21 protein-coding genes are annotated in these 24,047 nt (G+C 61.6%); 12 read left to right on the forward strand and 9 right to left on the reverse strand.

Going from position 1 to position 24,047, the window contains the following annotated elements; translation table 11 throughout:
- Nucleotides 1–2: 2 nt before the first annotated feature.
- Together proB and NQ492_RS12515 are read right to left on the reverse strand one after the other, a co-directional pair.
- Nucleotides 3–1,097, reverse strand: a complete 1,095-nt coding sequence (gene proB, locus NQ492_RS12510) for a glutamate 5-kinase (RefSeq protein ID WP_015546760.1) — start codon at nucleotides 1,095–1,097, stop codon at nucleotides 3–5.
- 190 nt (nucleotides 1,098–1,287) lie between these two features.
- A complete protein-coding gene (locus NQ492_RS12515; protein WP_015546761.1) occupies nucleotides 1,288–1,959 on the reverse strand; it encodes a response regulator transcription factor in 672 nt (223 codons plus the stop codon).
- A gap of 123 nt (nucleotides 1,960–2,082) precedes the next feature.
- Between NQ492_RS12515 and NQ492_RS12520 the strand changes: the two genes are divergently transcribed.
- From NQ492_RS12520 to NQ492_RS12545, 6 genes are all read left to right on the forward strand, one after another.
- Nucleotides 2,083–4,095: a DEAD/DEAH box helicase gene (locus tag NQ492_RS12520; RefSeq protein WP_044054187.1), complete on the forward strand. Its 2,013-nt coding sequence runs from the start codon at nucleotides 2,083–2,085 to the stop codon at nucleotides 4,093–4,095.
- Between the two features lie 181 nt (nucleotides 4,096–4,276).
- Nucleotides 4,277–6,505: a DUF349 domain-containing protein gene (locus NQ492_RS12525; protein ID WP_229028821.1), complete on the forward strand. Its 2,229-nt coding sequence runs from the start codon at nucleotides 4,277–4,279 to the stop codon at nucleotides 6,503–6,505.
- A gap of 148 nt (nucleotides 6,506–6,653) precedes the next feature.
- Nucleotides 6,654–8,273 carry a CTP synthase gene (locus NQ492_RS12530; RefSeq protein ID WP_015546763.1) on the forward strand — a complete coding sequence of 540 codons (1,620 nt, stop codon included), beginning with the start codon at nucleotides 6,654–6,656 and terminating at the stop codon, nucleotides 8,271–8,273.
- A gap of 35 nt (nucleotides 8,274–8,308) precedes the next feature.
- Complete coding sequence (gene yidC / locus NQ492_RS12535; RefSeq protein ID WP_015546764.1) at nucleotides 8,309–10,255, forward strand: membrane protein insertase YidC; 1,947 nt, start codon at nucleotides 8,309–8,311, stop codon at nucleotides 10,253–10,255.
- Between the two features lie 94 nt (nucleotides 10,256–10,349).
- On the forward strand, nucleotides 10,350–11,204 hold the full coding sequence (locus NQ492_RS12540) for a YncE family protein (protein ID WP_015546765.1): 855 nt from the start codon (nucleotides 10,350–10,352) through the stop codon (nucleotides 11,202–11,204).
- A 262-nt stretch (nucleotides 11,205–11,466) separates the two neighbouring features.
- Nucleotides 11,467–12,321 carry a hypothetical protein gene (locus tag NQ492_RS12545; RefSeq protein WP_015546766.1) on the forward strand — a complete coding sequence of 285 codons (855 nt, stop codon included), beginning with the start codon at nucleotides 11,467–11,469 and terminating at the stop codon, nucleotides 12,319–12,321.
- 41 nt (nucleotides 12,322–12,362) lie between these two features.
- Here NQ492_RS12545 and NQ492_RS12550 read toward each other — a convergent pair whose 3' ends face one another.
- From NQ492_RS12550 to NQ492_RS12565, 4 genes are read right to left on the reverse strand one after another with little or no spacing between them, the layout of a single operon-like run.
- Nucleotides 12,363–13,208 carry an alpha/beta hydrolase gene (locus NQ492_RS12550; RefSeq protein WP_015546767.1) on the reverse strand — a complete coding sequence of 282 codons (846 nt, stop codon included), beginning with the start codon at nucleotides 13,206–13,208 and terminating at the stop codon, nucleotides 12,363–12,365.
- A gap of 3 nt (nucleotides 13,209–13,211) precedes the next feature.
- Nucleotides 13,212–14,411, reverse strand: coding sequence for a class I SAM-dependent rRNA methyltransferase (locus tag NQ492_RS12555; RefSeq protein WP_015546768.1), 1,200 nt, complete (start codon nucleotides 14,409–14,411; stop codon nucleotides 13,212–13,214).
- Nucleotides 14,408–15,016, reverse strand: a complete 609-nt coding sequence (locus NQ492_RS12560; RefSeq protein ID WP_015546769.1) for a 3'-5' exonuclease — start codon at nucleotides 15,014–15,016, stop codon at nucleotides 14,408–14,410. The genes NQ492_RS12555 and NQ492_RS12560 overlap by 4 nt, the downstream gene beginning before the upstream one ends.
- Nucleotides 15,017–15,075: 59 nt before the next feature.
- On the reverse strand, nucleotides 15,076–17,079 hold the full coding sequence (locus tag NQ492_RS12565; protein WP_168949936.1) for a RecQ family ATP-dependent DNA helicase: 2,004 nt from the start codon (nucleotides 17,077–17,079) through the stop codon (nucleotides 15,076–15,078).
- Nucleotides 17,080–17,197: 118 nt separating this feature from the next.
- On the opposite strand from NQ492_RS12565, the gene NQ492_RS12570 reads away from it, so the two are divergent.
- From NQ492_RS12570 to NQ492_RS12585, 4 genes are all read left to right on the forward strand, one after another.
- Nucleotides 17,198–17,470, forward strand: a complete 273-nt coding sequence (locus NQ492_RS12570) for a PqqD family protein (RefSeq protein WP_015546770.1) — start codon at nucleotides 17,198–17,200, stop codon at nucleotides 17,468–17,470.
- The gene (locus NQ492_RS12575; protein ID WP_015546771.1) at nucleotides 17,471–17,896 is read left to right on the forward strand and encodes a hypothetical protein; all 426 of its coding nucleotides are present in this window, start codon (nucleotides 17,471–17,473) and stop codon (nucleotides 17,894–17,896) included.
- Between the two features lie 66 nt (nucleotides 17,897–17,962).
- A complete protein-coding gene (locus tag NQ492_RS12580) occupies nucleotides 17,963–20,329 on the forward strand; it encodes a TonB-dependent receptor (protein ID WP_015546772.1) in 2,367 nt (788 codons plus the stop codon).
- 115 nt (nucleotides 20,330–20,444) lie between these two features.
- A complete protein-coding gene (locus NQ492_RS12585; RefSeq protein WP_022061180.1) occupies nucleotides 20,445–20,759 on the forward strand; it encodes a heavy-metal-associated domain-containing protein in 315 nt (104 codons plus the stop codon).
- A gap of 57 nt (nucleotides 20,760–20,816) precedes the next feature.
- Here the strand turns inward: NQ492_RS12585 and NQ492_RS12590 are convergent, their stop codons facing one another.
- Together NQ492_RS12590 and NQ492_RS12595 are read right to left on the reverse strand one after the other, a co-directional pair.
- A complete protein-coding gene (locus NQ492_RS12590; RefSeq protein ID WP_015546774.1) occupies nucleotides 20,817–21,128 on the reverse strand; it encodes a hypothetical protein in 312 nt (103 codons plus the stop codon).
- Complete coding sequence (locus NQ492_RS12595; RefSeq protein ID WP_044054194.1) at nucleotides 21,128–21,364, reverse strand: RNA polymerase sigma factor; 237 nt, start codon at nucleotides 21,362–21,364, stop codon at nucleotides 21,128–21,130. Before NQ492_RS12595 ends, NQ492_RS12590 begins: the two co-directional genes overlap by 1 nt.
- A 143-nt stretch (nucleotides 21,365–21,507) precedes the next feature.
- Between NQ492_RS12595 and NQ492_RS12600 the strand changes: the two genes are divergently transcribed.
- Nucleotides 21,508–21,915 (forward strand): DUF6249 domain-containing protein, encoded by a 408-nt coding sequence (locus tag NQ492_RS12600; protein ID WP_015546776.1) that lies wholly within the window; start codon nucleotides 21,508–21,510, stop codon nucleotides 21,913–21,915.
- A 66-nt stretch (nucleotides 21,916–21,981) separates the two neighbouring features.
- Here the strand turns inward: NQ492_RS12600 and NQ492_RS12605 are convergent, their stop codons facing one another.
- The gene (locus tag NQ492_RS12605) at nucleotides 21,982–22,704 is read right to left on the reverse strand and encodes an MBL fold metallo-hydrolase (RefSeq protein WP_015546777.1); all 723 of its coding nucleotides are present in this window, start codon (nucleotides 22,702–22,704) and stop codon (nucleotides 21,982–21,984) included.
- A 379-nt stretch (nucleotides 22,705–23,083) separates the two neighbouring features.
- On the opposite strand from NQ492_RS12605, the gene NQ492_RS12610 reads away from it, so the two are divergent.
- Complete coding sequence (locus NQ492_RS12610) at nucleotides 23,084–24,037, forward strand: hypothetical protein (protein WP_015546778.1); 954 nt, start codon at nucleotides 23,084–23,086, stop codon at nucleotides 24,035–24,037.
- Nucleotides 24,038–24,047: the final 10 nt, after the last annotated feature.

Here is a 24,047-nt window from a genome sequence, read left to right on the forward strand (position 1 = left end):
TTTTATTCCAGATATAGGTAATCGCAGTGAATCAGCGGTTTGAGACCTTTGCGGCCGAGGTTGCGGCGGGCCGTCGCGCTGTCGCACGAGATGCGGCCCACGCCCAGTGGGGCGCCTTCGGGCGAGAGGATGCGTACGATGTCGTCGCGCTCGAAATCCCCTTCGACGGCCGTGACGCCCACGGCGAGGATGCTCGCGGCCTTGCTCTGCGAGACGGCCGCGGCGGCCCCGGCGTCGAGGTGCAGGGCGCCCTTGGCGAAGCCTTCGCTGCTGGCGATCCACTTCTTGACCCCCGAAGCCGGTCGGGGAGCCGCTTCGAAACGCGTGCATACGACGTCGCGGTCCGTGAGGATCAGATCCGTCAGGATATTGTCGCGGCGGCCGTTGGCGATCACGACCTCGATGCCCTCGCCCGCCGCGCGCGACGAAATGCGGCTCTTGGTCGTCATGCCTCCGCGACCGCGCGAGGAACGCGCCGTGTCGATGTACTGCGAAAGGTCGCGGCCCGGGGCGACGCGGCGGATGACCTGCGAGGCGGGGTCCGAAGGCGAACCGTCGTAGATGCCGTCGATATTGCTCAAGATGACGAGCGCCTCGGCTCCCATCATCGCCGCCACGAGACCCGAAAGTTCGTCGTTGTCGGTGAACATCAGCTCCGTGACCGAGATCGTGTCGTTCTCGTTGACGATCGGGACGACGCCCGCCGCGAGCATCGCCTCCATGCAGTTGCGCTGGTTGAGGTACTGCCGCCGCGTGGAGAGGCTCTCCTTGGTGGTGAGCACCTGCCCGCAGGCGATGCCGTATTCGTTGAAGAGGTCGTAGTAGCGGTTCAGCAGTTTCACCTGCCCGACGGCCGAGAAGAGCTGGCGGGCCGAAACGGTGTCGATGCGTCCGACGCGGGTTTCGAGCAGGCTGCGGCCCGAGGCCACGGCGCCCGACGAGACGAGGATGAACTCCGTGCCGGCCCGGTGCAGGCGCGCCAACTGGTCCACGAGCGCCGAGATGCGCGTGGTGTCGGGCCGTCCGTCCTCGCGGGTGAGCACATTGCTGCCGATCTTGACGACGATGCGGCGGTATTTTTTCGATTCACAATTCATAATTCACAATTCAAAATCGCTTCGTCCGGACAAACGGATTCGGTCGCCTGCCCCCCCCCTCCCGTCATTGCGAGGAGCGTGGCGACGCGGCAATCCGATCAAAGGTCGTAACCTCACAACGCGTCCAGCGGATTCCCACGTCGGTCCTTCGGCTCTTCCCGGAATGACAATCCAATTTTCACCTTTCGTTTCAGGGTTCATATTTATATCCCACGCCCTTGACCGTGACGATGCGTTCGTCGCCGATCTTCTGGCGCAGCTTGCGGATGTGCACGTCGATCGTGCGGTCGCCCACGACGACCTCCGTGCCCCAGATCTTGGCGTAAATCTCCTCGCGGGGAATCAGCTTCCCGGGCGACGAGTGGAGCAGGTCCAGCAGCGCGAACTCCTTGCGCGGGAGGGTGATCTCCTGTCCGTCGCGGATCACCGTGTAACGCTCGCGGTCGACCGTGAGCCCCGGGGCCGGGGCCTTCTCGGGAGGTCTGTCGGCGTCGATGCGCTTGAGGATCGCCTGCACGCGGCTTACCAGCAGCTTCATCTTGATAGGCTTGGTCAGGTAGTCGTCGGCTCCCACGTCGAACCCTGCCAGCTGCTGCCCCTCCTCGCCCAGCGCCGAGAGGAAAACCACCATCGTGTCCTTCAGCACGGGGTTTCGGCGGATCGCGCGGCAGGTCTGCGCCCCGTCCATCACCGGCATCATCATGTCCAGCAGGATCAGGTGCGGACGGCATTCGGCGGCCACTTTCAGCGCCTCGGCGCCGTTTTCGGCCGTGAAGACTTCGTAACCCTCGCGTACGAGGTTGTAACGGACGAATTCGAGGATGTCTACCTCGTCGTCGACCAGCAGGATACGGTGACTCATGGTGTCGGTTTTCGGTCAGGCGGCCCGCGAGGGGCCGTGTGTGCGTAACTTTTTGCGAAGATAATGATTTTCCGGCGAATATTCAATAAATTGTCGTACCTTTGGCCTTTCAACTATTCATATATGATCAACGAAGCTGATTTCAGCGCTTTAGGCCTCAGCGAGGAGATGCTCGCGGCCGTCCAGGCAAAAGGGTTCGAAACACCCACCTCCATCCAACGACTTACGATTCCCCGTCTGCTCTCGGGAGAGAACGACATCATCGCGCAATCCCAGACCGGCACGGGTAAAACGGCGGCTTTCGGGCTGCCGATACTCCAGCAGATCGAGCCTTCGAAAGAGGGCGTGCAGTCCATCATCCTCGTCCCGACGCGCGAGTTGGCCGTGCAGGCCGCCGAGGAACTTTTGAGTTACAACCGCGAGCGGCGGCTCTCGATCACGGCCATCTACGGAGGGGCCGCGATGAGCGAGCAGCTGCGCCGCCTGTCGCGGGGCGTCGACATCGTCGTCGGCACGCCGGGGCGCGTGCTGGACCACATCCGCCGCGGTACGCTCAAATTGGACAAGGTCCGTTTCCTGGTCCTGGACGAAGCCGATGAAATGCTCAACATGGGCTTCGTGGAGGATGTCGAGGAGATCATGGGCCATACGGGCGAAGACCGCCGCGTGCTGCTCTTTTCGGCCACGATGCCCGAGCGGATCATCCGTCTTTCGGAGGCTTACATGCGCAATACGGAGGTGCTGCGCGTGGAGTCGCAGCACCTGACGGCCGACCTCACGAACCAGATCTATTTCGAGGTGCGCGAAGCCGACAAGTTCGACGCCATGACGCGCATCATCGACATCGAACCGGACTTTTACGGCATCGTCTTCTGCCGCACGAAGATCGGCGTGGACGAGGTGGCGACGCGTCTGGTGGCCCAGGGCTATTCGGCCGAGGGGCTGCACGGCGACGTGTCGCAGGCCCAGCGCGAGAAGATTCTCCGCAAGTTCCGCGACAAGGCGGTCAACATCCTGGTGGCGACCGACGTGGCTGCGCGGGGTATCGACGTGTCGAACCTCTCGCACGTGATCAACTATTCGCTGCCGCAGGATTCGGAGAGCTACGTCCACCGCATCGGCCGTACGGGCCGCGCCGGCAACCAGGGTACGGCCATCACCTTCATTTCGGGCGCCGAACTGCGCCGTTTCAACTGGATGATGCGCGACATCAAGGCCGACATCAAGCGGGAGACGCTGCCTTCGCCGCAGGACATCGTGGCGATGAAGCGCGCCAAGATCAAGGACGATTTGCAGGAGATCGTGGCCAATGAGAGCTACGGCGACTACGCCGACATCGCGGCCGAACTGCTCGAAAGCTATGCGCCCGACGTGGCGCTGGGGGCCTTGCTGCGGCTGGCTTTCCGCAGTGAGCTGGATCAGAGCAATTATCCCGAAATCCGTTCGTTCTCGGTCGACCGCAAGGGCAAGGCGCGGCTGTTCCTGGCGCTCGGAGGCCGCGACGGCTACACGGCCCGCCGGATCGTGGAGATGCTCAAGCGCAAGTGCGGACTGCGGGACAAGAATATCGACGACGTGCGTGTCTTCGAGAACTATTCGCTGGTGAGCGTGCCGTTCAGCGACGCCGAGGCGGTCGTGGGGCAGCTCAACGCCTCGGGAGGCCGTCGCCGCATCGCCAAGATTGACGGTTCCGATGCGGAGAACGGCGGCGGAAAGCGGCGCCGGCCGGCTACGGAGGGTCGCAACGGCGGCGAAGGCGCGTCCGGAAGCGAATCGGCCGGAGAGCCTCGTTCCGAGACGCGGGGCCGCAGGAAGGCCGGGCAGCCCGAGGGCGCGGAGGAGTTCCGCTCCGAAAGGCGGCCGCGCAGGGAAACCGCGGAAACGGCGGACGACGCCGGGGAGCGGCGTCCCGTGACGCGGAGCCGGAAAAAGGCCGAGAACGACTGGAACGCGTCTCCGGCAGGCGGCAACGACGGGTTCGACTGGGAGGCTTTCCAGCGTTACGACGATGCCGCGGCATGGGAGAAGCCCAAGCGCGGCGGCGGGACCAGGAGCGTCCGCCGCAGCGGCCGTCCCGTCACCACGGGCCGTCAGGCTGCGCCCAAACGCATTGCCGCAAAGGGCCGCAAGCGCTGACGAAGGGCCGGAACAGACCGGAAAATTGCGCCGCCGTGCCGGGATGCAGCGATTTCGCGCTTCCGCAGGGCGGCGTTGTTGCATGTTTTGACGAAATCTTTTCGGCGTTCCGCATAAAATGGTTATATTTGCGAGATTTATATGCTTCCGCATATGCGGGAACCAAAAAACGTGTACTGAAATGGCTACTGAAAAACCGACACTTCCTGCTCCCGAGGAGCAAGTCAGCCCTGCGGCTGAAGATGCGCAAGCGAATCCTGCCGTGACTGCCCGAGTCCCTGAACCCGAAATGCCCGCCGCCGGACCGGCTGCGGAGGCGTCCGCCGCTGCGGAAGAACCCGTTGCGGAGGTTGCGGACGCGCCCGCGGAATCCGCCGTGACGGAGACGCCCGCCGCCGAAGCGTCTGCCGGGGTTGCCGAAGCGCCCGCCGCAGAAACGCCTGCGGAGGAGGCCGCCGCGGAGCGGATTTCCGGGGAGGAGGCTGCGCCGCGCGCCAAACGTGCCCGGATCAAGCCTGCCGCCGGGCCGGAGGTTGCGGAATCGGAGGAGGACGCGTCCCGGGACGTGCAGGTGGACTTTGCCGATGAGGAGGCTGCGCTCGCGGCGCAGAATGCCGGGCTGGAGATCGAGGGCGCGACGCCCGAGGAGGAGGCCGCGGAGGAACTCGCCGCGCAGAAGCCCGAGGAGGACAAGTTCGCCGGAAAAGGCAAGGAGGAGTTGGTGGCCCTGTTCGCCCGGATGCTCGAAGAGCAGCCCGTGCAGTCGATCCGCCGGGATGTGGAGGCGTTGAAGATCGCCTTTTACCGCATCCGCCGCGCCGAGGTCGAGGCCGCACGCCGCCGCTTCGTCGAGGAGGGCGGCGCCGAGGAGGATTTCGCTCCTTCGGTGGACGGCGCCGAAATTCAGCTCAAGGAGCAGTTCAAGGAGTACCGCCGCCGCCGCGACGCGTTCATCGCCAACCTCGAAGCCGAGAAGGAGGCGAATCTCAAGGTCAAGCAGGCGATCATCGAGGAGCTGAAGGAGCTGGTCAATTCGGACGAGACGCTCAACCATACGTTCAACAAGTTCCGCGAGTTGCAGCAGCGCTGGAAGGATACCGGCATCGTGCCGCAGCAGCATGTCAAGGATTTGTGGGAGACCTACAACCTGCACGTCGAGAATTTTTACAGCTTCATCAAGATCAACAAGGAGCTGCGTGACCTCGATCTGAAGAAGAACTACGAACAGAAGGTAGCCCTCTGCGAGCAGGCCGAGGCGCTGGTGCTGGAGCCTTCCGTCGTCGAGGCGTTCCACAAGCTGCAAAAACTCCATGACGAGTGGCGCGAGACGGGTCCCGTCGCCAATGAGTACAAGGAGGCGCTCTGGGAGCGTTTCAAAGCCGCGTCGAGCCGTATCAACAAACAGCATCAGGAGCATTTCGAAACGCTGAAGGGCGAGCAGGTGAAGAACCTCGAACTCAAGACCGGGCTGTGCGTCGCCACGGAGGAACTTTCGTCCCAGCCGCTCACCACCCGCAAGGAGTGGAACCGCGCGAGCGACCGTCTGCTGGAGATTCAGAAGACCTGGAAGACCATCGGTTTCGCGCCGAAGAAAGATAACAACCGCATCTACGAACGTTTCCGCACGGCGTGCGACCGTTTCTTCGAGGCCAAGCGGCAGTTCTATGCCGGAATGAAGACCGAGATGGAGCACAACCTTCAATTGAAGATTGAGATCTGCGAGGCCGCCGAGTCGCTGATGAACAGCGAGGAGTGGAAGAAGGCCACCGACGAACTGATCGCCCTCCAGGCCCGCTGGAAGCAGATCGGAGCCGTGTCGCGGCGCCATTCGGACGCCGTCTGGAAGCGTTTCCGCGCTGCCTGCGACAAGTTCTTCGAGCGCAAGGCGTCGCACTTCGCGAGCGTCGACGGCGAGCACGAGGAGAACCTGCAGAAGAAACTCGCCCTGCTGGCCGAAATGGCCGGGGCCGACGTGAAGGCCGGGGGCTACGAGGTGATCCGCGAGTTCCAGCGCCGCTGGGGCGAGATCGGTTTCGTGCCCATCAAGCAGAAGGACGCCATCCAGAAAAAGTACAAGGCCGCCGTGGACGAGCTGTTCAACACGCTGCGCGGTTCGGAGCGCGACCGTTCGATGGGCCGCTTCCGCGAGAAAGTCTCGTCGTTCAAGGCGTCGGGCGACCGCCGCCTGCGCTCGGAACGCGAACGCCTCTACAACAAGGTGCGTCAGCTGGAGCAGGAGATCGGCCTCCTGGAGAACAACATCGGCTTCTTCGCCAAGTCGAAGAACGCCGAGGCGTTGGTGGCCGACGTGCGTGCGAAGATCGAGCGCGCCCGCGAGGAGATGGCCTCGACGATCGAGAAGGTGAAGCTGATCGACAAGCAGGACCAGGACGAAAATAACAATGCCTGACGATCGGATCGCCCTGCCGCTCCGGACGCCGGCCCACGGCGGAACGCCGTGTATACAGGTTTGACCCGCCCCCGAACCCCCGCCTTGGCGGGGGCTTGCGGAAAAAGGCGCTGAACGGTGTTACAACGAATTTATAAATAAAACAGTAATGAAACTTTCCAAACCCAAGTACATATTCGTAACGGGCGGCGTGGCGTCGTCGCTCGGCAAGGGTATTATTTCGGCTTCGATCGCCCGCCTGTTGCAGGCCCGCGGTTACTCGGTGACCATTCAGAAACTCGACCCCTACATCAACGTAGATCCCGGAACGCTCAACCCCTACGAGCACGGCGAGTGCTACGTCACCGAGGACGGCGCCGAGACGGACCTCGACCTGGGGCACTACGAGCGCTTCACGAACCAGCCCACGTCGAAGTCCAACAACGTCACGACGGGCCGTATCTACAAGAGCGTCATCGAGAAGGAGCGCAAGGGCGAGTACCTGGGCAAGACCGTGCAGGTCATTCCCCACATCACCGACGAGATCAAACGCCGCATTCAGCTGCTGGCGCAGACCAAGAAATACGACGTGATCATCACCGAGATCGGCGGCACGGTGGGCGACATCGAGTCGCAGCCGTTCATCGAGTCGGTGCGCCAGCTCCGCTATTCGCTGGGTTACCGGAATACGGCGCTGGTTCACCTGACGCTGATCCCCTACATGGCCGCTTCGGGCGAGTTGAAGACCAAACCCACGCAGCACTCGGTGAAGGCCCTGCTGGAGAACGGTCTCCAGCCCGACATCCTCGTGCTGCGCGCCGAACATCCGCTGTCGACGGCGCTCAAGCGCAAGGTGGCGCTGTTCTGCAACGTCGACGCCAACGCCGTGATGGAGTCGATCGACGTGCCGACGATCTACGAAGTGCCGCTGAAAATGCACGAACAGCATCTGGACGAGGTCGTGCTGGACAAACTGAACCTGACGGCCGACAAAGAGCCGGACATGGCCGCGTGGAGCGCATTCGTCGAGAAGGTGAAACACCCCTCGAAGAAGATCGAGATCGCGCTGGTCGGCAAGTACACCGAACTGCCCGACGCCTACAAGTCGATCTGCGAATCGTTCATCCACGCCGGGGCGGTCAATGACTGCAAAGTCAAGCTGCGCTATGTCAATTCGGAGAAGATCACCCGCGAGAGCGCAGGCGCGCAGCTGGGCAAGATGTCCGGCATTCTGGTGGCTCCGGGCTTCGGCAACCGCGGCATCGAGGGGAAGATCGAGGCCGTGCGCTTCGCCCGCGAGAACAACATCCCGTTCCTGGGCATCTGCCTGGGCATGCAGTGCGCCGTGATCGAGTTCGCGCGCCACGTGCTGAATCTCGCCGATGCCAATTCGAGCGAGATGGAGCAGACGCCGCATCCGGTGATCGACCTGATGGAGGAGCAGAAGGGCGTTACGGCCAAAGGCGGCACGATGCGTCTGGGCGCCTATCCCTGTGCGCTGAAGAAAAGCTCGAAAGTCGCTTCCGCCTACGGCAAACTCAACATTTCGGAGCGTCACCGCCACCGTTACGAGTTCAACAACGACTATCTGGAGCAGTTCGAGGTGGCCGGCATGAAGGCCGTGGGCGTGAATCCCGACACGAATCTGGTGGAGGTCGTCGAGATCGAGAACCATCCCTGGTTCATCGGTACGCAGTACCATCCCGAATACAAGAGCACCGTATTGAGCCCCTCGCCGCTGTTCGTGGCCTTTGTGAAGGCCGCGCTGGCGTATGCGGAGAAGAAGTAATCACCCTCTGAAAAGATAAAAAGGAAGACAGTTTAATGGATAAAAAATCAATCATAGGCATTGCCGTCGTAGCGGTTCTTTTTCTGGGATTCGCCTATTTCAACAGCCAGCAACAGAAAGAGTATCTGGAACAGAAAGCCGCATACGAGGCCTATGTCGATTCGGTGGCCGCAGCCGCGCGTGCGGCGGCTCCCGTGGCCGATTCGCTGGCGTCGGGTAACGGCGTGCAGGCAGAAGTGGCGGCCGCAGAGGCTGCGGCAGCGGTACGCGAGCGTCAGGTGGAGACGCTGGGCGAGTCGCTGACGGCGGCCCGCGAGGCGGAGGCCGAAGAATTCATCGTGGAGAACGACGTGATGGCGGTGCTCTTCTCCACCCGCGGCGGCCAGATCAAGGGCGTCACGCTGAAGGATTACACCCAATACGGTCCGCGCGGAAAACGCGACCGGAAAATCGAGATGATGGACCCCGCCACGGCGCGTTTCGGGCTTTCGTTCTATCTGAAGAACGGGCTGAAGAACGTGCCGGTCAACACGCTGGATTACGTGTTCACGGCCCAGCCCGTAGTCGGGGAGGCGGACGGAGCCAAGAGCGTCGTGATGCGCCTTCCGGTGGCGGAGGGGGCCTATCTGGAGTACCGTTACCTTATATATGATACGGCGGCTCCCGAGCGCGACTACCTCGTCGACTTCGACGTGCGGCTGGTGAATATGGCTCCGGAGATGGCCAACCAGACGCAGATTCAGATCGACTGGGCGAACACCACCTTCCAGAACGAGAAGGGTTTCCAGAACGAGAACATGTACACCACGCTCTCGTACCGTTTCCCCGACGAGACCTCGATCGAGGAGCTGGGCATGAGCGAAGGTGCAAAGTCGAAGAACATCTCGACGCAGGTCAACTGGGTGGCTTTCAAGCAGCAGTTCTTCTCGTCGGTGTTCATCGCCCCGGACAACGTGTCCTACGCCAACCTCGCCTTCGACACGGCGGCTCCCGAGTCGTCGCTGCTCAAGACCTTCACGGCGCAGATGGGCGTGCCCTATACGCCGCAGACCGAAGGGTATGACTTCGCATTCTATTTCGGCCCCAACAAGTACTCGATCCTCAAGAAGATCGGGGAGCCGGGCGGTGCGGATATTTATCTGGAGCGTCTCGTGCCGCTGGGCTGGGGCATCTTCGGATGGGTCAACCGCTGGTGCGTGATTCCGGTCTTCGACTTCCTGCGCAACTACATCGGCAGTTTCGGCATCATCATCTTCATCCTGGTGCTTCTGGTGAAGCTGGTGATCTCGCCGCTGACCTACAAGAGTTACGTTTCGATGGCCAAGATGCGTCTGGTCAAACCCCAGATCGACGAGCTGGCGAAGAAGTATCCCAAGCCGGAGGACGCCATGAAAAAGCAGCAGGCGACGATGGAGCTTTATAAAAAGGCGGGCATCAACCCCATGGGCGGCTGTATTCCGATGCTGATCCAGATGCCGATCCTGATCGCCATGTTCCGCTTCTTCCCCGCGTCGATCGAGCTGCGCGAGCAGCCCTTCCTGTGGGCCGACGACCTCTCGTCGTACGACAGCATCGTGAACCTGCCGTTCTCGATTCCCTTCTACGGCGATCACGTTTCGCTGTTCGCCCTGCTGATGGCGGTGTCGCTGTTCGGATACTCCTGGTTCAACTACCAGCAGACGGCGTCGTCGCAGCCCCAGATGGCCGGCATGAAGTTTATGATGGTCTACATGATGCCGATTATGATGCTCTTCTGGTTCAACAGCTATTCGAGCGGCCTTTGCTACTACTACCTGCTGTCGAATATCTTCACCATCGGGCAGACGCTCGTCATCCGGCGCATGGTCGACGACAACAAGATCCACGCGATCATGCAGGCGAACGCCGCGAAGAAGTCGAAAGGCAAGAAATCGAAATTCCAGCAGCGCTACGAGGAGCTGATGCGTCAGCAGGAGGCCCAGCAGCGCGCGAAGAGAAAATAGGCGGAACTCCGCTTTGAACACGGGCCGGAGCGGATTCCACATCGGGAACGCTCCGGCCCCGTTTTTGCCGGAGGCCGCATAAAACGATACCGTTATGAAACGAATTTTGATGCTGGCGTCGCTGCTGGCGGCCGGAATGCCGCTCGGGGCGCAGAATTTGGGGTCGGAGTACCGGCTGAAACGCGTGATTCCCGTCGAGGGACGGCAGGGTGTCGCCGCCGATTCGAATTTTTACTATGTGTCGGGCAGCACGGCGCTCTATAAATACGACAAGCAGGGGCGGCTGGCGGCCAAAAACGAGCGGCCGTTCGAGGGGCTGCCGCTGGCTGCCAACCACATCGGCGACATCGACGTGTGGGACGGGGAGATTTACGCCGGGATCGAAACCTTCGACGACGGCCGCGGGGAGAATATCCAGGTGGCGGTCTACGACGCCAACACGTTGAAATGGAAACGCTCGATCGACTGGGAACCCTCGTCGGGGCAGGTCGAGGTGTGCGGGCTGGCGGTGGACCGCGACGGCGACATGGTCTGGATGGCCGACTGGGTCGACGGACGCTACGTCTACGGCTACAACCGGAAAACGGGGCGGTATGTCCGCAAGGTCCACCTGCGTCCCGTGCCCCAGTGGCAGCAGGGGATTTTCATGGTCGGCGGACGCATGCTGATCTCTGCGGACGACGGGGACGCCGACCTCGATGAACCGGACAACCTCTACGTTGCGGATTTGCGCGACGGAAAATCGTATGCTACGGTGCTTCCGTTCCGCTCGATGGCAGATTTCCGCCGTCCGGGCGAAATCGAAGGGCTGGCCGTCGATCCTGCGACGGACGATCTGCTGGTGCTGGCCAATCGCGGGGCGCGGATCGTGCTGGGCATGCCGCGGGGCTTCTATCCGGGCTACGACGGCGAGGTGCACGAAGTCTACGTCTTCGAGAAGGTGAAATAGATGAATATGGAAAGGCCCCTCCCTGAGGGGCTTTTTCGATTCCGTGCCGGAAACTGCGGCCGCAGGACTCGCGGCCTTCGAAATTTTTTTCAATTTTTTCACCGATTTAATCGCCTCATTCCGAATATTCGTTACACGAAGGTAACCTACTGATCGGCAGGTGCCTTCTTGCATATCCGCAACCGTTGCTTTACCTTTGCGGTAAATAATAGTAATCATATTACTGAAAGTAACTAATATTCATTTCTAAATTGTTAATGCGATGAAAAAGATTTTATGGATCGTGTCGCTCCTGGCAGGCAGCGGCGTGTTCGGAGCGCAGGGCGCTGCGGCGCTGCTGAAAGGTGAGGTGAAGACGTATGACATGGACGGGTTTCGGCTTCATGTCTACCTGACGCAGGATGCGTTGGGCGATGCGACGACCGTCGTCGAAGGCCGCGATGGACTGGTGATACTGGAAATGCCCCTCTTCAAAGAGAACCTGAAAGAGTTTGCCGGATACCTGAAAGGACTGGGAAAACCCGTCGTGAAGGTCGTGGCCGACTATCATGTGGGCGGCGTGGCCGATTATGCGCCCGGTCAGGTCGTGCTGGTCGAGGGAATGTCCGAATTTGCGAAGGGGGCCGTTTACGGCGGCATGCTCGAAGGCTTCAAAGCGGCGTTCGGCGATGCGATAGACCTGCGTGAACACGCGGGGCACGAAGAAGTGCCGGCCGAGGGCCGCCGGATATGGGCCGGAGTTGCTTTCGATTTTTCACGGGGTGCATCGTCCGATTTTCCGGCTTCGAGCGTGGTGATCGGCGGCCGGGTTTGCTACACGCATTTCGCTCCGGCGAAGGCCCACTTATCCCCGCTTCAAATCACGGGACCGGAGGCGGTCGATGCGCAGCTTGCGGCGCTGAAAGCCGCTGCGGCGTCGGGCTGCACGCTCTTCGTGGGAGGGCACGGCGCACCCGCAACACCGGCCGAGGTGGAGTTCCAGATCGCTTATCTCGAAAAACTGAAATCCCTCGTCGCGGAGAATGCCGATGCCGGAGCGCTTGCGGCCGCACTTTCCGCAGCCTGGCCCGGACTGCCGGGCGATCCGGCGGCATTGGCGGCGGTGTTGTACCGCTGAAACGAAAAAGGGATTCCGTAGGAAGCCATTTTTTTGTGTCGTCATTTGCCGAATCCGTTCGAAACGAATGTCAGCGCGTCGGGCAGCACCGTCTGCCAGTAGCGCCAGGTGTGGCCGCCGTCGCGCATGCGGTATTGCAGGGGAATGTCGCGCTCGCGCATGAGCGTGTAGAAATCGACGTTGCATTTCCAGAGGAAATCGTCGTCGCCGCAGTCGACCCACCAGCGGACCGAGCGCACGCCGTCGAGCTGTTCGGCGGTCATTCCGCGCAGCAGGGCCACGGGCGAGTTGTCGGCGACGGATTGCTGGAAGGCGTTGTCGTAGCTGCGGCGGCCGGGGAACATGTCCAGCAGGCCGCTCATCGAACAGGCCGAGCCGAACAGTTCGGGGTGGCGCAGGGCGTAGACCGCCGTGCCGCCGCCGCCCATCGACAGCCCCGCAACGGCGCGGTGCGCCTTGTCGGAGGCGATGCGGTAGCGTTTTTCGACGGCGGGCATGAACTCTTCGAAGAAGAACCGTTCGTAGTCCCAGCCCGGAACGTCGAAATAGCCCATGTGTCTGCCCGTGCGTTTCGGGCCTTCGCCCGAGGCGTCGGGCATGACGACGATCATCGGTCGGGCCATGCCTGCGGCGATGGCTTCGTCGGCGATGCGGCGCAGGTCGCCTTTCTGTGTCCAGTCGGTGTGGCAGCCGCTGGCGCCGTGCAGCAGGTAGAGCACGGGGTAGGACTCCTGCGAGCGGTCGTAGCCGTCGGGCAGGTAGACCGTGCAGCTCTTTTCGGCCCCGAGGACCTCGCTCGGGAAGGTGTAGACTTCGGTGCGGCTCTGCGCTCCGGCCGTCAGGGCCGCGGTGAGCGCAAGCAGGGCGGTGGTCAGCAGTTTTTTCATGGCTTATTCTACATAAAGCACCAGTCCCTTGAGGTATTCGCCTTCGGGATGGTAGATGTTGATTGGGTGGTCGGCGGGCTGGGTCAGCTGGTGCAGGATGCGCACCTTGCGGCCTGCGATGGCGGCGGCGGAAAAGACCGTCGTGCGGAACAGCTCTTTCGTGACGGCCTGCGAGCAGGAGAACGTGAAGAGGATGCCCCCGGGGCGGATCTGCGACAAGGCCCGGGCGTTGAGCCGCTTGTAGCCCTGCATGGCGTTGCCCAGCACCTTGTGGTGCTTGGCGAAGGCCGGCGGGTCGAGGATGATCAGGTCGTATTTGTCGCCGATGTCCTTCAGGTAGTCCACCGCGTCGGCGGCTACCTCCGAGTGGGCCGCATTGTCGCCGAAGTTGAGCTGCATGTTCTCCGTGGCCAGCGCCACGGCGCGCTCGGAAGAGTCCACCGAGCAGACTTCCCCGGCGCCGCCCGAGAGGGCGTAGACCGAGAACCCGCCCGTGTAGCAGAAGGTGTTGAGCACGGTGCGGCCCTTGGCGTAGCGTTTGACCAGCTGGCGGTTTTCGCGCTGGTCGAGGAAGAAGCCCGTTTTCTGCCCCTTTTCCCAGTTGACGCAGAACCGCTCGCCGTTTTCCAGAACGATGTGCGACGCATGGTCCGAGGTTCCCCACAGGTAGCCGTCGACGGCTCCGAGGGCGGCCTTGAAGGGGAGCGTCTGCGACGATTTGTCGTAGATGGCCGTGAGGCGTGCGCCGTAGACCGTGCGCAGCGCCTCGGCGATCTGCATCCGCGCGTGGTACATGCCCGCCGAGTGGCACTGGATGACGGCGACCGGGCCGTAGATGTCGACGACGAGGCCCGGCAGCGAGTCGCCCTCGCCGTGGACCAGGCGATAACAGGTCGTCGCGGGGTTGTCCGTGAGGTCGAGCGTGCGGCGCACGTCGTAGGCGACGGCGATCCGGAGGTTCCACCACGCCTGGTCGATCTCCTCGCGCTCGAACGTGAGCACGCGCACGGCGATCGACCCCACCTGGTAGTGGCCCAAGGCCATGAATTCGCCCTGTCGGGTGTAGACCTCGACGAGCGCCCCTTCGGCGAAATCGGACTCCTCCTCGGCTTTGATGTGATCGATGGCGCCCGAGAAAATCCACGGGTGGCGGCGCAGAAGCGATTCCTCCTTGCCTTTGCGCAGGTAAATTTGCGGTATCATTTGCGGATCGGTTTTTTCGGTGTGCGGAGCAGCTGTTCGTAAATGCGGGTGCAGACCCATGCGTCGGTCGCGGCATAGAGCTGCTGTTTGTCCGTGAGGGTCGCGGCTTCCCAGTTGCTCAGCCGCTGGGCTTTCGAGACGCGCCGGCCCAGCACGATGGCCGAGAGCTTGCGCAGGCTCTTCTCCCCGATGCCCCACTCGGGGGCGATGCCCTGCAAGTCGACGAAGCCCCCGTCGCGGAAGTGGCGGATCTGGCGCAGCGAGCGCAGGTCGCCCGCCACGTCGGCGCCGATTTTGAGAATCCGCCTGTCTTCGAGCAGTTGCAGGATGGGCTTGGCCAGCGGAATCTTGTTGAGCCGGAACAGGTAGCAGACTGTCGGCGTGGAGAGTTGCAGCAGCGATACGCGGAACGTGACGCCCGGGCGGAACGAGGGGCGCGTCTCGGTGTCGAAGCCGATGACGGGCTGCTCGGCGAGCGTTTTGCAGGCCGCGGCGATGTCGCGTTCGTGTTCGACGATGCGGATCTCCCCCCGGAACTCTACGGCCGGGAGCAGGGCGGTCTGCTCGTTGCTGATTTTATCAATGAAGTTGTTAACTGTGGTCATGCGGTGAAAATTCCCACAAATTTATGCATTTATTTTCAGAAAAGCGGCTCTTCGGCGCGCTATTTTGCCTTGTCCGGGCCGTCGGGACCGCTGAAAAGCGCGATGCGTCCGTCTGCGAAGGTCCGGACCGCCCCTTTCCCGAGCAGTTCGCGCACTGCTTCGGCCAGCCGTTCGGGCGGGCAGGCCAGTTCGGCGGCGAGCCGGTGCGGGTCGGCCGGGGACCGGGCGAGGCGCGCCAGGAGTTTTTCGCGCAGGGCGCTTTCGGAGCCGGGCGCATCGCCTGCCGCTTCGGGGAGAGCGGTTCCGGGAGCGGTTCCGGCCTCCCGGGCGGCGGCTTTCGCGGCCCGTTTGCGGGCCAGGCAGATGTCGCAGACCCCGCACGGCGCGGGGTTTTCCTCGCCGAAATACCGCTCCAGCACGGCGCTGCGGCACTCCTGCTCGTTGGCGGCGTAGGCGATCATCTGTTCGAAGCGTTCGCGCATCAGCTCCTGCCGCCGCTTATAGGTCTCGGGGGCTATGTAGAGGTCGGCGCGCGGAAGGCGTTCCTCGTTCATAAAGAGGATGGGCGAGCGGTTCGAGGGGATGTAGCGGATCACGCGCAGCTGCCAGAGCCGTTTGAGCAGCTCCTTGACCCGCTGGACGGTGTAGCCGCTCCAGGTGGCCAGTTCGCCCTCGTCGATGGGGCGGAACTCGGTGAAGACGCCGTTGTAGAGCCGCAGCAGGGTGCGGATGAAGTGGTCGAGTTCGTCGCGCTGCACGCGGAGTTTGTACAGCTCGTCGCGGCTGACGCAGAACATCACCCGCGCGGGGTTCTCCTGTGCGTCGGTGAGGGTCATGTAGCCGTTCTGCTGGAGCAGTTTCAGGGCGCTCGTGACGGTTCCCGAATAGAGGCGCTCGCGGGCGCAGAAGTCGTGTATGTTGAACAGGAACGACGCTTCGCCGCCGTCGCCGATGCCGATTTGCAGGTAGGAACAGATCCGTTCGTAGATCTCCTTGATCTTCTCCAGCGGAGGGAACTCCTGCTCGAAACGCCGTGCGATGCGGTCGCTGTCGTCCGAGGCCACGAGCAGCAGGGCATAGGCACGCTGTGAGTCGCGGCCCGCGCGGCCGGCCTCCTGGTAGTAGCTTTCGAGCGAGTCGCACATCGCATAGTGGACCACGAACCGCACGTCCGCTTTGTCGATGCCCATGCCGAAGGCGTTGGTGGCCACCATCACGCGCGTCTTGCCCGAGAGCCACTCCTCCTGCCGCAGCGACCGCTCGGCGTGTCCCAGTCCGCCGTGGTAGGCGGCGGCCGTCGTGCCCTCCTGACGCAGGAGGTCGGCGATTTGCTCGGTGCCCTCCCGCGTGCGGACGTAGACGATGCCCGTGCCGGGGACGTTGCGGACCAGCCGCAGCAGCTGTCCGTTCTTGTCGTCGGTGCGGCGGACGCTGTACGAGAGGTTGGGGCGCGCGAAACTGCTGCGCAGAATGTGCGGTTCGGGGAATTTCAGGTGGCGCATGATGTCGTCGGCCACTGTTTTCGTGGCCGAGGCGGTGAGCGCCAGCACGGGGACGCCGGGGAGTTTTTCGCGCAGCTCGGCGATGCGCAGGTACGAGGGCCGGAAGTCGTAGCCCCACTGCGAGATGCAGTGGGCCTCGTCGACGGCGATCAGCTGTACGTTCATGCGCACGACGCGCAGGCGGAACGCCTCGGTCGCCAGCCGCTCGGGGGCCACGTAAAGGAATTTCACGTCGCCGTAGGCGCAGTTGTCCAGCGCGATGTCGATCTGCCGCGGCGAAAGGCCCGAATGGATCGCAACGGCCGGGACGGCCCGCGCCCGGAGCCGGTCGACCTGGTCCTTCATCAGGGCGATGAGCGGCGTGACGACGATGCACAGCCCCTCGCGGGCGAGGGTCGGAACCTGATACGTGAGCGATTTCCCGCCGCCCGTGGGCATCAGCGCCAGCGTGTCGCGGCCCTCCAGGACGGAGCGGATGATCTCCAGCTGCACGGGACGGAACTCCGTGAAGCCCCAGTAGCGTTTCAGCGTGTCGTATATCCTGTCCGGTGCGGGTTTCATAACACAAAGGTATAAAAAAGAAGGGACGGGGCAAAAGCCGTTTGCAAGCCGTTTTGTAAAAAAATTAGGCGGTTTGGAGATTTTTTTATACTTTTGCGAAGATCAGAACGTTCGACAGATGAAGATACGCGAAGAATTCAAAGTCCGGGAGATGGCCGGCGAGCACGTGATCGTGATGCCGGGGCGCGGAGGCGCCGCCGATATGACACGCATCGTGTCGCTCAATCCTTCGTCGATGTATCTGTGGGAGAAGCTGCGGGGACGCGAGTTTACGGCTGCGGATGCCGCGCTGCTGCTCACCGAACGTTACGAGGTCGACGCCGACACGGCCCGGAAGGATGCCGGGCGGTGGATCGCGAGCCTCGCCGAATGCGGAATCGTGGAAGAGTAGATGAAATTGAAAAGGTCCATATCGCTGCTGCTGCTCGCCGTCTATCTTTTTGCGACGGCGGGGACGGCTTTGGCGTCGCTGACGTGCAAGTGCGTGGCAATGAAGGCCCGCACGGAGCATGCGTGCTGCTGCCATTGCCTCCATGTGGCGGACCTTCCGGCTGCGGCCGGCGGTGAGATGCGCGCACCCTGCTGCGGCAACCACCATTCGACCGAAATCGAACTCTACGTTTCCTCGTCTTTCGACAACAACGAGCGGTATACCCGCTGCATCGTCCTCGACCTGCCGCCTGCGCTCGCCGCAGAGTGCCCGTGTCCCGCGCATGTTCCCTTTCTGCGCGAGAAGGTCGCCGAGAGGCGAACGCCTTTCGTCCGGGAAGCCTCGGCATGCTCCGTCGGCTTCCGCGCTCCTCCCGTATTGGTTTAAGACTCCTTCGGGACCGGTGTCGTGTACGCCGGTCCGTAATCAGTTTTAACCAATAACGGAATTTCCATGAAATTTTTCAAAATCACTGTATTTTCATTTTTCGCCCTCGCCGCGTGCGGTTCGCTCCGTGCGCAGGATTTGCGGGGCGTGGTCCGCGATGCCGAGAATCAACCGCTTGTCGGCGCCTCGGTCTACTGGGCCGGTACGACCATCGGAGCCAGCACCGACGCCCAGGGTGCGTTCCTCCTTCACCGCGTAAAGGGCTACGACAAGCTCGTGGCCTCGTATCTGGGCTTCGTCAACGACACGCTGGACGTGAAAAACGGCGTCGACAAGGTCGCGTTCGCGCTCCGTTCGGAGGGCGTGGCGCTGGAAGGCGTCGTCGTCGAGGGCAATTTAAGCGGCAACTTCGTCAAGCGCGACGGCATCGTCAAGGGCGAGATGATCTCCTTTGCGGGTCTTTGCAAGATGGCCTGCTGCAACCTGGCCGAGTCGTTCGAGAATTCGGCTTCGGTGACCGTCGGTTACAGCGACGCCATTTCCGGCGCCCGGCAGATCAAGATGCTGGGGCTGGCCGGAACCTATACGCAGATTCTCGACGAGAACCGCCCGATCATGCGCGGCCTGAGCGCTCCCTACGGATTGAGTTACACGCCCGGCATGTGGCTCAACTCGATCCAGGTGTCGAAGGGCGTGGCTTCGGTCACGGCGGGCCATGAGGCCATCACGGGGCAGATCAACCTCGAACACCGCAAGCCGACGGACGACGAGCGGCTGTTCGTGAACCTCTACCTCGACGACGAACTGCGCCCCGAGGCCAATGTTTCGACGGCCTTTCCCGTGACGAAGGACAAGAAACTGTCGAGCGTCATTCTGCTTCACGGTTCGATGGACACCGACGCCCGGAAGATGGACCACAACCACGACGGCTTCCGCGACCTGCCGAAATCCGACCAGATCAACGTGGCCAACAAGTGGCTCTATGCCGCCGACAACGGCACGCAGGTGCGCTGGGGCTGGAAGTTCGTGCAGGAGAATCGTCTGGGCGGCATGCTCGACTACAAGAACACCCGGACCATGCGCGAGGCGATGGAGAAGGACTGGGACTGGCGGGCCGGCGACAAGAAGATGCCGCTCTACGGTTCGCACATCCGCAACCGCAACGCCAACGGCTATTTTAAAGTCGGTATGCCGGTCGGTCCGGCGGTCTACGACCCCGACGAACAGGACGAGATGCGCTCGAACCTGGCGTTCGTCGCCGACTTCGACCACTTCAGCGAAGACGCCTATTTCGGGCTGAACGACTACACGGGCAACCAGAATTCGCTGGCGCTGAATCTGATGTACAACCACTATTTCACCTACCGTTCGTCGCTGATCGTCGGCGTGCAGGGGCATTTGGACTACTACCGCGAGAAGCTCCTCAATCCCACGCCGTGGATCGCCGCCAACAGCGTCCGCAACTACGATTTCGACCGCAACGAGCGCGAGGCCGGAGCCTATGCCGAGTATACCTACGCCATCAAGGACAAGTTCTCGATCGTGGCCGGACTTCGCGGCGACTACAATCACTATTACGACCGCTTTTTCCTCACGCCCCGCGGCCATCTGAAGTGGAACATCACCCCCTCGACGACGCTCCGCGCCTCGGGCGGTCTGGGTTACCGTTCGACGAACGTCATCACCGACAATATCGGCGTCCTGGCCACGGGCCGGGCGATCACGTTCCTCGACAATGAATCGGGGAAGTTCGATTTCCGGAAATTCGACCGTATGGAGAAGGCCCTGACCGTCGGCGGAAGCCTTACGCAGACTTTCGGACTGGTGAACCCCGGCGATGCGACGCTGAGCTTCGACTATTTCCGCACGCAGTTCTACAACTCGGTCGTGGCCGATCAGGAGATGTATGCCGACCGGATCGTTTTCTACGACACCGACGGACGTTCGTACAGCGACACCTACCAGATCGACTTCTCGTGGTCGCCGGTCGAGCGGCTCGACATCTTCGCCACGTTCCGCTATACGGACAGCGAAATGACGATCAGGCGCGCCGACGGCGGTACGGCCCGCGTGGAGCGTCCGCTGGTGAGCCAGTACAAGACGCTGCTCAACATTCAGTATGCCACGAAGTTCCGCCGCTGGGTGTTCGACGCCACGGCGCAGCTCAACGGTCCGGCACGCATCCCGACGCAGACGGGCGACCTCGACGACAGCTACTATTCGCCCCGTTATCCGATGTTCTTCGCGCAGGTGAGCCGCAAGGTGGGCAAGTTCGACATTTACGCCGGGTGCGAGAATATCGCCGACTACCGCCAGAAGGACCCGATTCTCAATGCGCAGGACCCCTACGACTACAAGTTCAACTCGATGAACGTCTGGGGACCGCTCATGGGCCGCAAGTTCTATGTCGGTTTACGGTTTAATCTCTATTAGGACTGTTTTGAAGACCGGTATGGAACCGTGCAGACAATCCCTCCGAACCTCCCTTTGAAAGGGGAGGCCCGGAAACAGGATAATGAAATTTTCGAAACCTTAAAATAACAGCAAGATGAAAAAGATTCTGATGATTTGCCTGGCTCTGGTGATGGGCCTCGGCATGTGCGCTGCGGCCGGCAAACCGGCGCAGAAGAAAGAGGTGACGACGGTGTTCGTTACGGACATCGACTGCGAACACTGCGTGAAGAAGATTATGAACAACGTTCCGTCGCTCGGCAAGGGCATCAAGGACGTGAAGGTGGACCTGCCGAAGAAGGAGGTCACCGTGATTTACGACGCTTCGAAGAACAACGACGAGAACATCGTCAAGGGGTTCGCCACGATCAAGGTGAAGGCCGAACCCAAGAAAGCCCCTGCGAAGAAATAGCTTCGGCGGGTTTGTTATCGGAAACGGGGGAGCCTCTTCGGGAGGTTTCCCCGTTTTTCAGTTCCGGGAGGAGGCGATGCGGCGGCGGATCACGAGGTCGGCGAGCAGCAGTGCGAGAAAGACCAGCGCGATGCAGACACACATTGCAACCAGCCATTTGTCCTCTTCCGACAGCGTGAGGTGCGGCAGCGTGAAGTGCGGCAGTTCGGGGCGGGGAAGGGCGAAGTCGGTGATTCGCAGCCTGAAGTCCGGCCACAGCGCCGTCACGCAGGCGGCGATCAGCGTCGCGAAGCAGCCGGCGCCCCCGGCCGTCAGCAGCCACGTTTCGCGTCGTTCGCGCCGCAGGGTCTCACGCCGCATCCGTTCCATCAGCCGCGGGGTGAAGCCTGCGGGCAGTTCCGGGGGCGGAACTTGCCGGACCGGTCCAGACTGGAGAAGGCCTTCAGAAAAATGTCCTGCGTCAGCTCTTCGGCGTCCTCCGTGCATCCGGCGATTCGTGCGGCCAGCGTGTAAACCGCCCTTCCGTAGCGATCGACCAAGCGGGCGCAGAGACGGGTCTCTCCGCCCGCGATTCGTCGGATCAGTTCCTGTTCTTCCGTTTGCATGGTTATTCCGTTAGACGCGCCGCGGCGGAAAAGGTTACACGTGAGCCGTGTTTTTCCGTCGTCTGTAACCTTTTTGCACATTCGGCGTCTAACAGGGCAGAGATCGCAAAAAAAGAATCGGAAACCTTTTAATTTTACAGATTATGAATTTTATCATGGTCCCGCTGGTGACGGGAATCGTCACGCTGGGAATTTACAAGTTCTTCGAACTGCTTATCTGTCGCCGCGAGCGGCGCGAGATTATCGGGAAACTCGAACCCGGTTCGCTGATCGATTACCTGAAACTGGTACCGATGGGGCTGCGGACGGGCGCCACGATACGGACTGCGTCCGAAACTGCTCCGGGTATCCCGGCCGGGGCGCTGAAAGTCGGCTGCTTGCTGCTGGGGCTGGGCGCCGGGCTGCTTTTCGGCTTTATGCTGACCCGGATAACCGAAATCCAGTCCTATGACACGCGCCGCGTCGTTTACGGCGGTTCGGTGCTCGTTTTCGGAGGCCTGGGGCTGATCGTCTCGTTCATCGTGGAGCGCGTTCTCTCCCGCAGGAGGTAGGACGGGAGGATCGCTGTGAAAAGAGCGTCCCGGCGGGACGCTCTTTGTTTTGCAGTGGCGTACCCGCTATTCCATCGGCCGGATGCGGACCTCCGTCACGCCCTCCAGCTCGCGGGCCAGACGGTCGATGTCGGTCTTTTCGTCCACCTCGCCGTAGTGGTAGGGGTAGAAGATCGCCGGTTTCAGTGCCTTCACCGCTTCGACGGCCTGGTCGACGGTCATCGTGTAGGGCTGGTTCACGGGCAGAAAGGCGATGTCGATCTTTCGGAGCGCCTTCAGTTCGGGGGTGGGTTCCGTGTCGCCCGCGATGTAGATGCGCGTGCCGCCGATGGTCAGCACATAGCCGCAGTCCTCGCGCTCCCGGGGGTGGAATTGCAGATGGCCCGGCGTGGTGTTATAGGCCGCGACGGCCTCGACCTTCACATAGTCGCGCGGCGTGGCGACGCTGCCCGGATGCATCGTGTAGCAGTTCATTTCGAAAGCTTCGGCCGAGGTCCGGTCGCAAAGGATTTCGGTGTCGGCGGCGAGCAGCTTCTCGACGGCCGCCACGTCGAGGTGGTCGTAGTGCGAGTGGGTGATCAGCACGACGTCGGCTTTCGGCAATGCGCCGTAGTCGGCGTTGGCGCTCACGGGATCGACGTAGATGTATTTGCCGCCCACGGAGATCGCGAGCGAAGCGTGCTTGAAAAAGGTGATCGTGAATTCGGTCCCGTCGCGGGCGGAGAGCCGGTCGGCGGGATATTCGGGGGTTTTTGCGCGGCCGCAGCCGAAAATGGAGAGCAGTGACATAAGAATGAATACGGTTGGTTTGTGTGTTTTCATAATCGTTCGATCGCGAAATCTGCGATCAGCGTGTGGCTGAACGGCAGTCCGGCAAAAAGGGGTGTCGTCAGTCGGAGCATCATGGAATAAAGATACAAATTTGCGGCGAAACGGCAAAATAGATTTCGCATACGCGAAAAAAAAATCTATCTTTGCGGCAGCACAGCTCCGACGCACGCCCGAACCGGAGCTGGAAACCCCGACGCGGCGCGCCAAAGGTTCGCTGCCGGGTTTCTGCAGGCCGGCATACCGGACGGAAATCGGATAAAGGGAAATTTTTTACGGCATCCGCGCAGTATATTGCCGCCGGGTGCGTTTATATGAATAAATTAACCAAACATACCGTATGAATAAACTTATTGCAACAATCGCGCTGGCGGCTCTCGCATTCACGAGCTGTATCAAGGAAAACGATACCTGGAAGGAGATGCTTCCCGTTCAGCCCGGAATGTACATCTATCAGCTGGCGACGGATCAGGATAAACTCGCCATGCGGCCGGCCAATGCGGCCTTGCGCCTGGCGATGCTGCTGGCCGAAGCGGATAAGCAGGGCGAGGATGTCCTGTCCGCAGACCTGAAGGAGATCGTGGTCAAAAAGGGCGACGCCTCGATCAAGGTCTGGGAAACCCTTTTCGGCGCGCATACGAAACTCGAACGGCAGGGTGAAGACTATCTGATCACTTACAGCGACGAAGCCCAGCTGCCCGACCGTTTCTTCATGGCGGGTTCCGTGCTGGTGAAAACCAACGGGACGAAGGTGCTGAACCAATCCTCCTATTCTGCGCCCTGGACCGTCGAGATGCAGGATCTCAAGGTGTTCGCTTACACGAATACCGGTCTGCGGTCGGCGTTCAATTTCGATGGCGGGGAGACTACGCTCTATTTCGACGGCGCCGATTCCTATATAATCGGAGCCTCGTCGTTCCGTATCCATCTCGATAATGTGGATGCGTCCTCCAACTGGACCGGCCGCTATACGCTGCGTGCCGAGGATTCGAGCCTGGCCTATTCGCTCTGCTCGGGCAAGGATTTCAAGGTCGAAGGCGGCGCTTCGGGTCCGACCCTCTATTCGTCCGACATGACGCAGGCGGTGGGGATGGGCTATGAACTGACCAATGGCGTTTACCGCGGCATGCAGATCATCAGCGGAACGCAGGAGTGCCGTTTCCTCTCCCCTCTGGAGTATGATACGACCAAGTACCCCGCATCGTCGGTGACCTACGAATGGTCGTACGACAGTTCGACCAATACGGTTTTCCAGAAGATTCGCTACAACGGATACGTTTATCCGAAGGATTGATAAAAGGGCT

The sequence above is a fragment of the Alistipes shahii WAL 8301 genome (assembly GCF_025145845.1).
Taxonomy (GTDB): domain Bacteria; phylum Bacteroidota; class Bacteroidia; order Bacteroidales; family Rikenellaceae; genus Alistipes; species Alistipes shahii.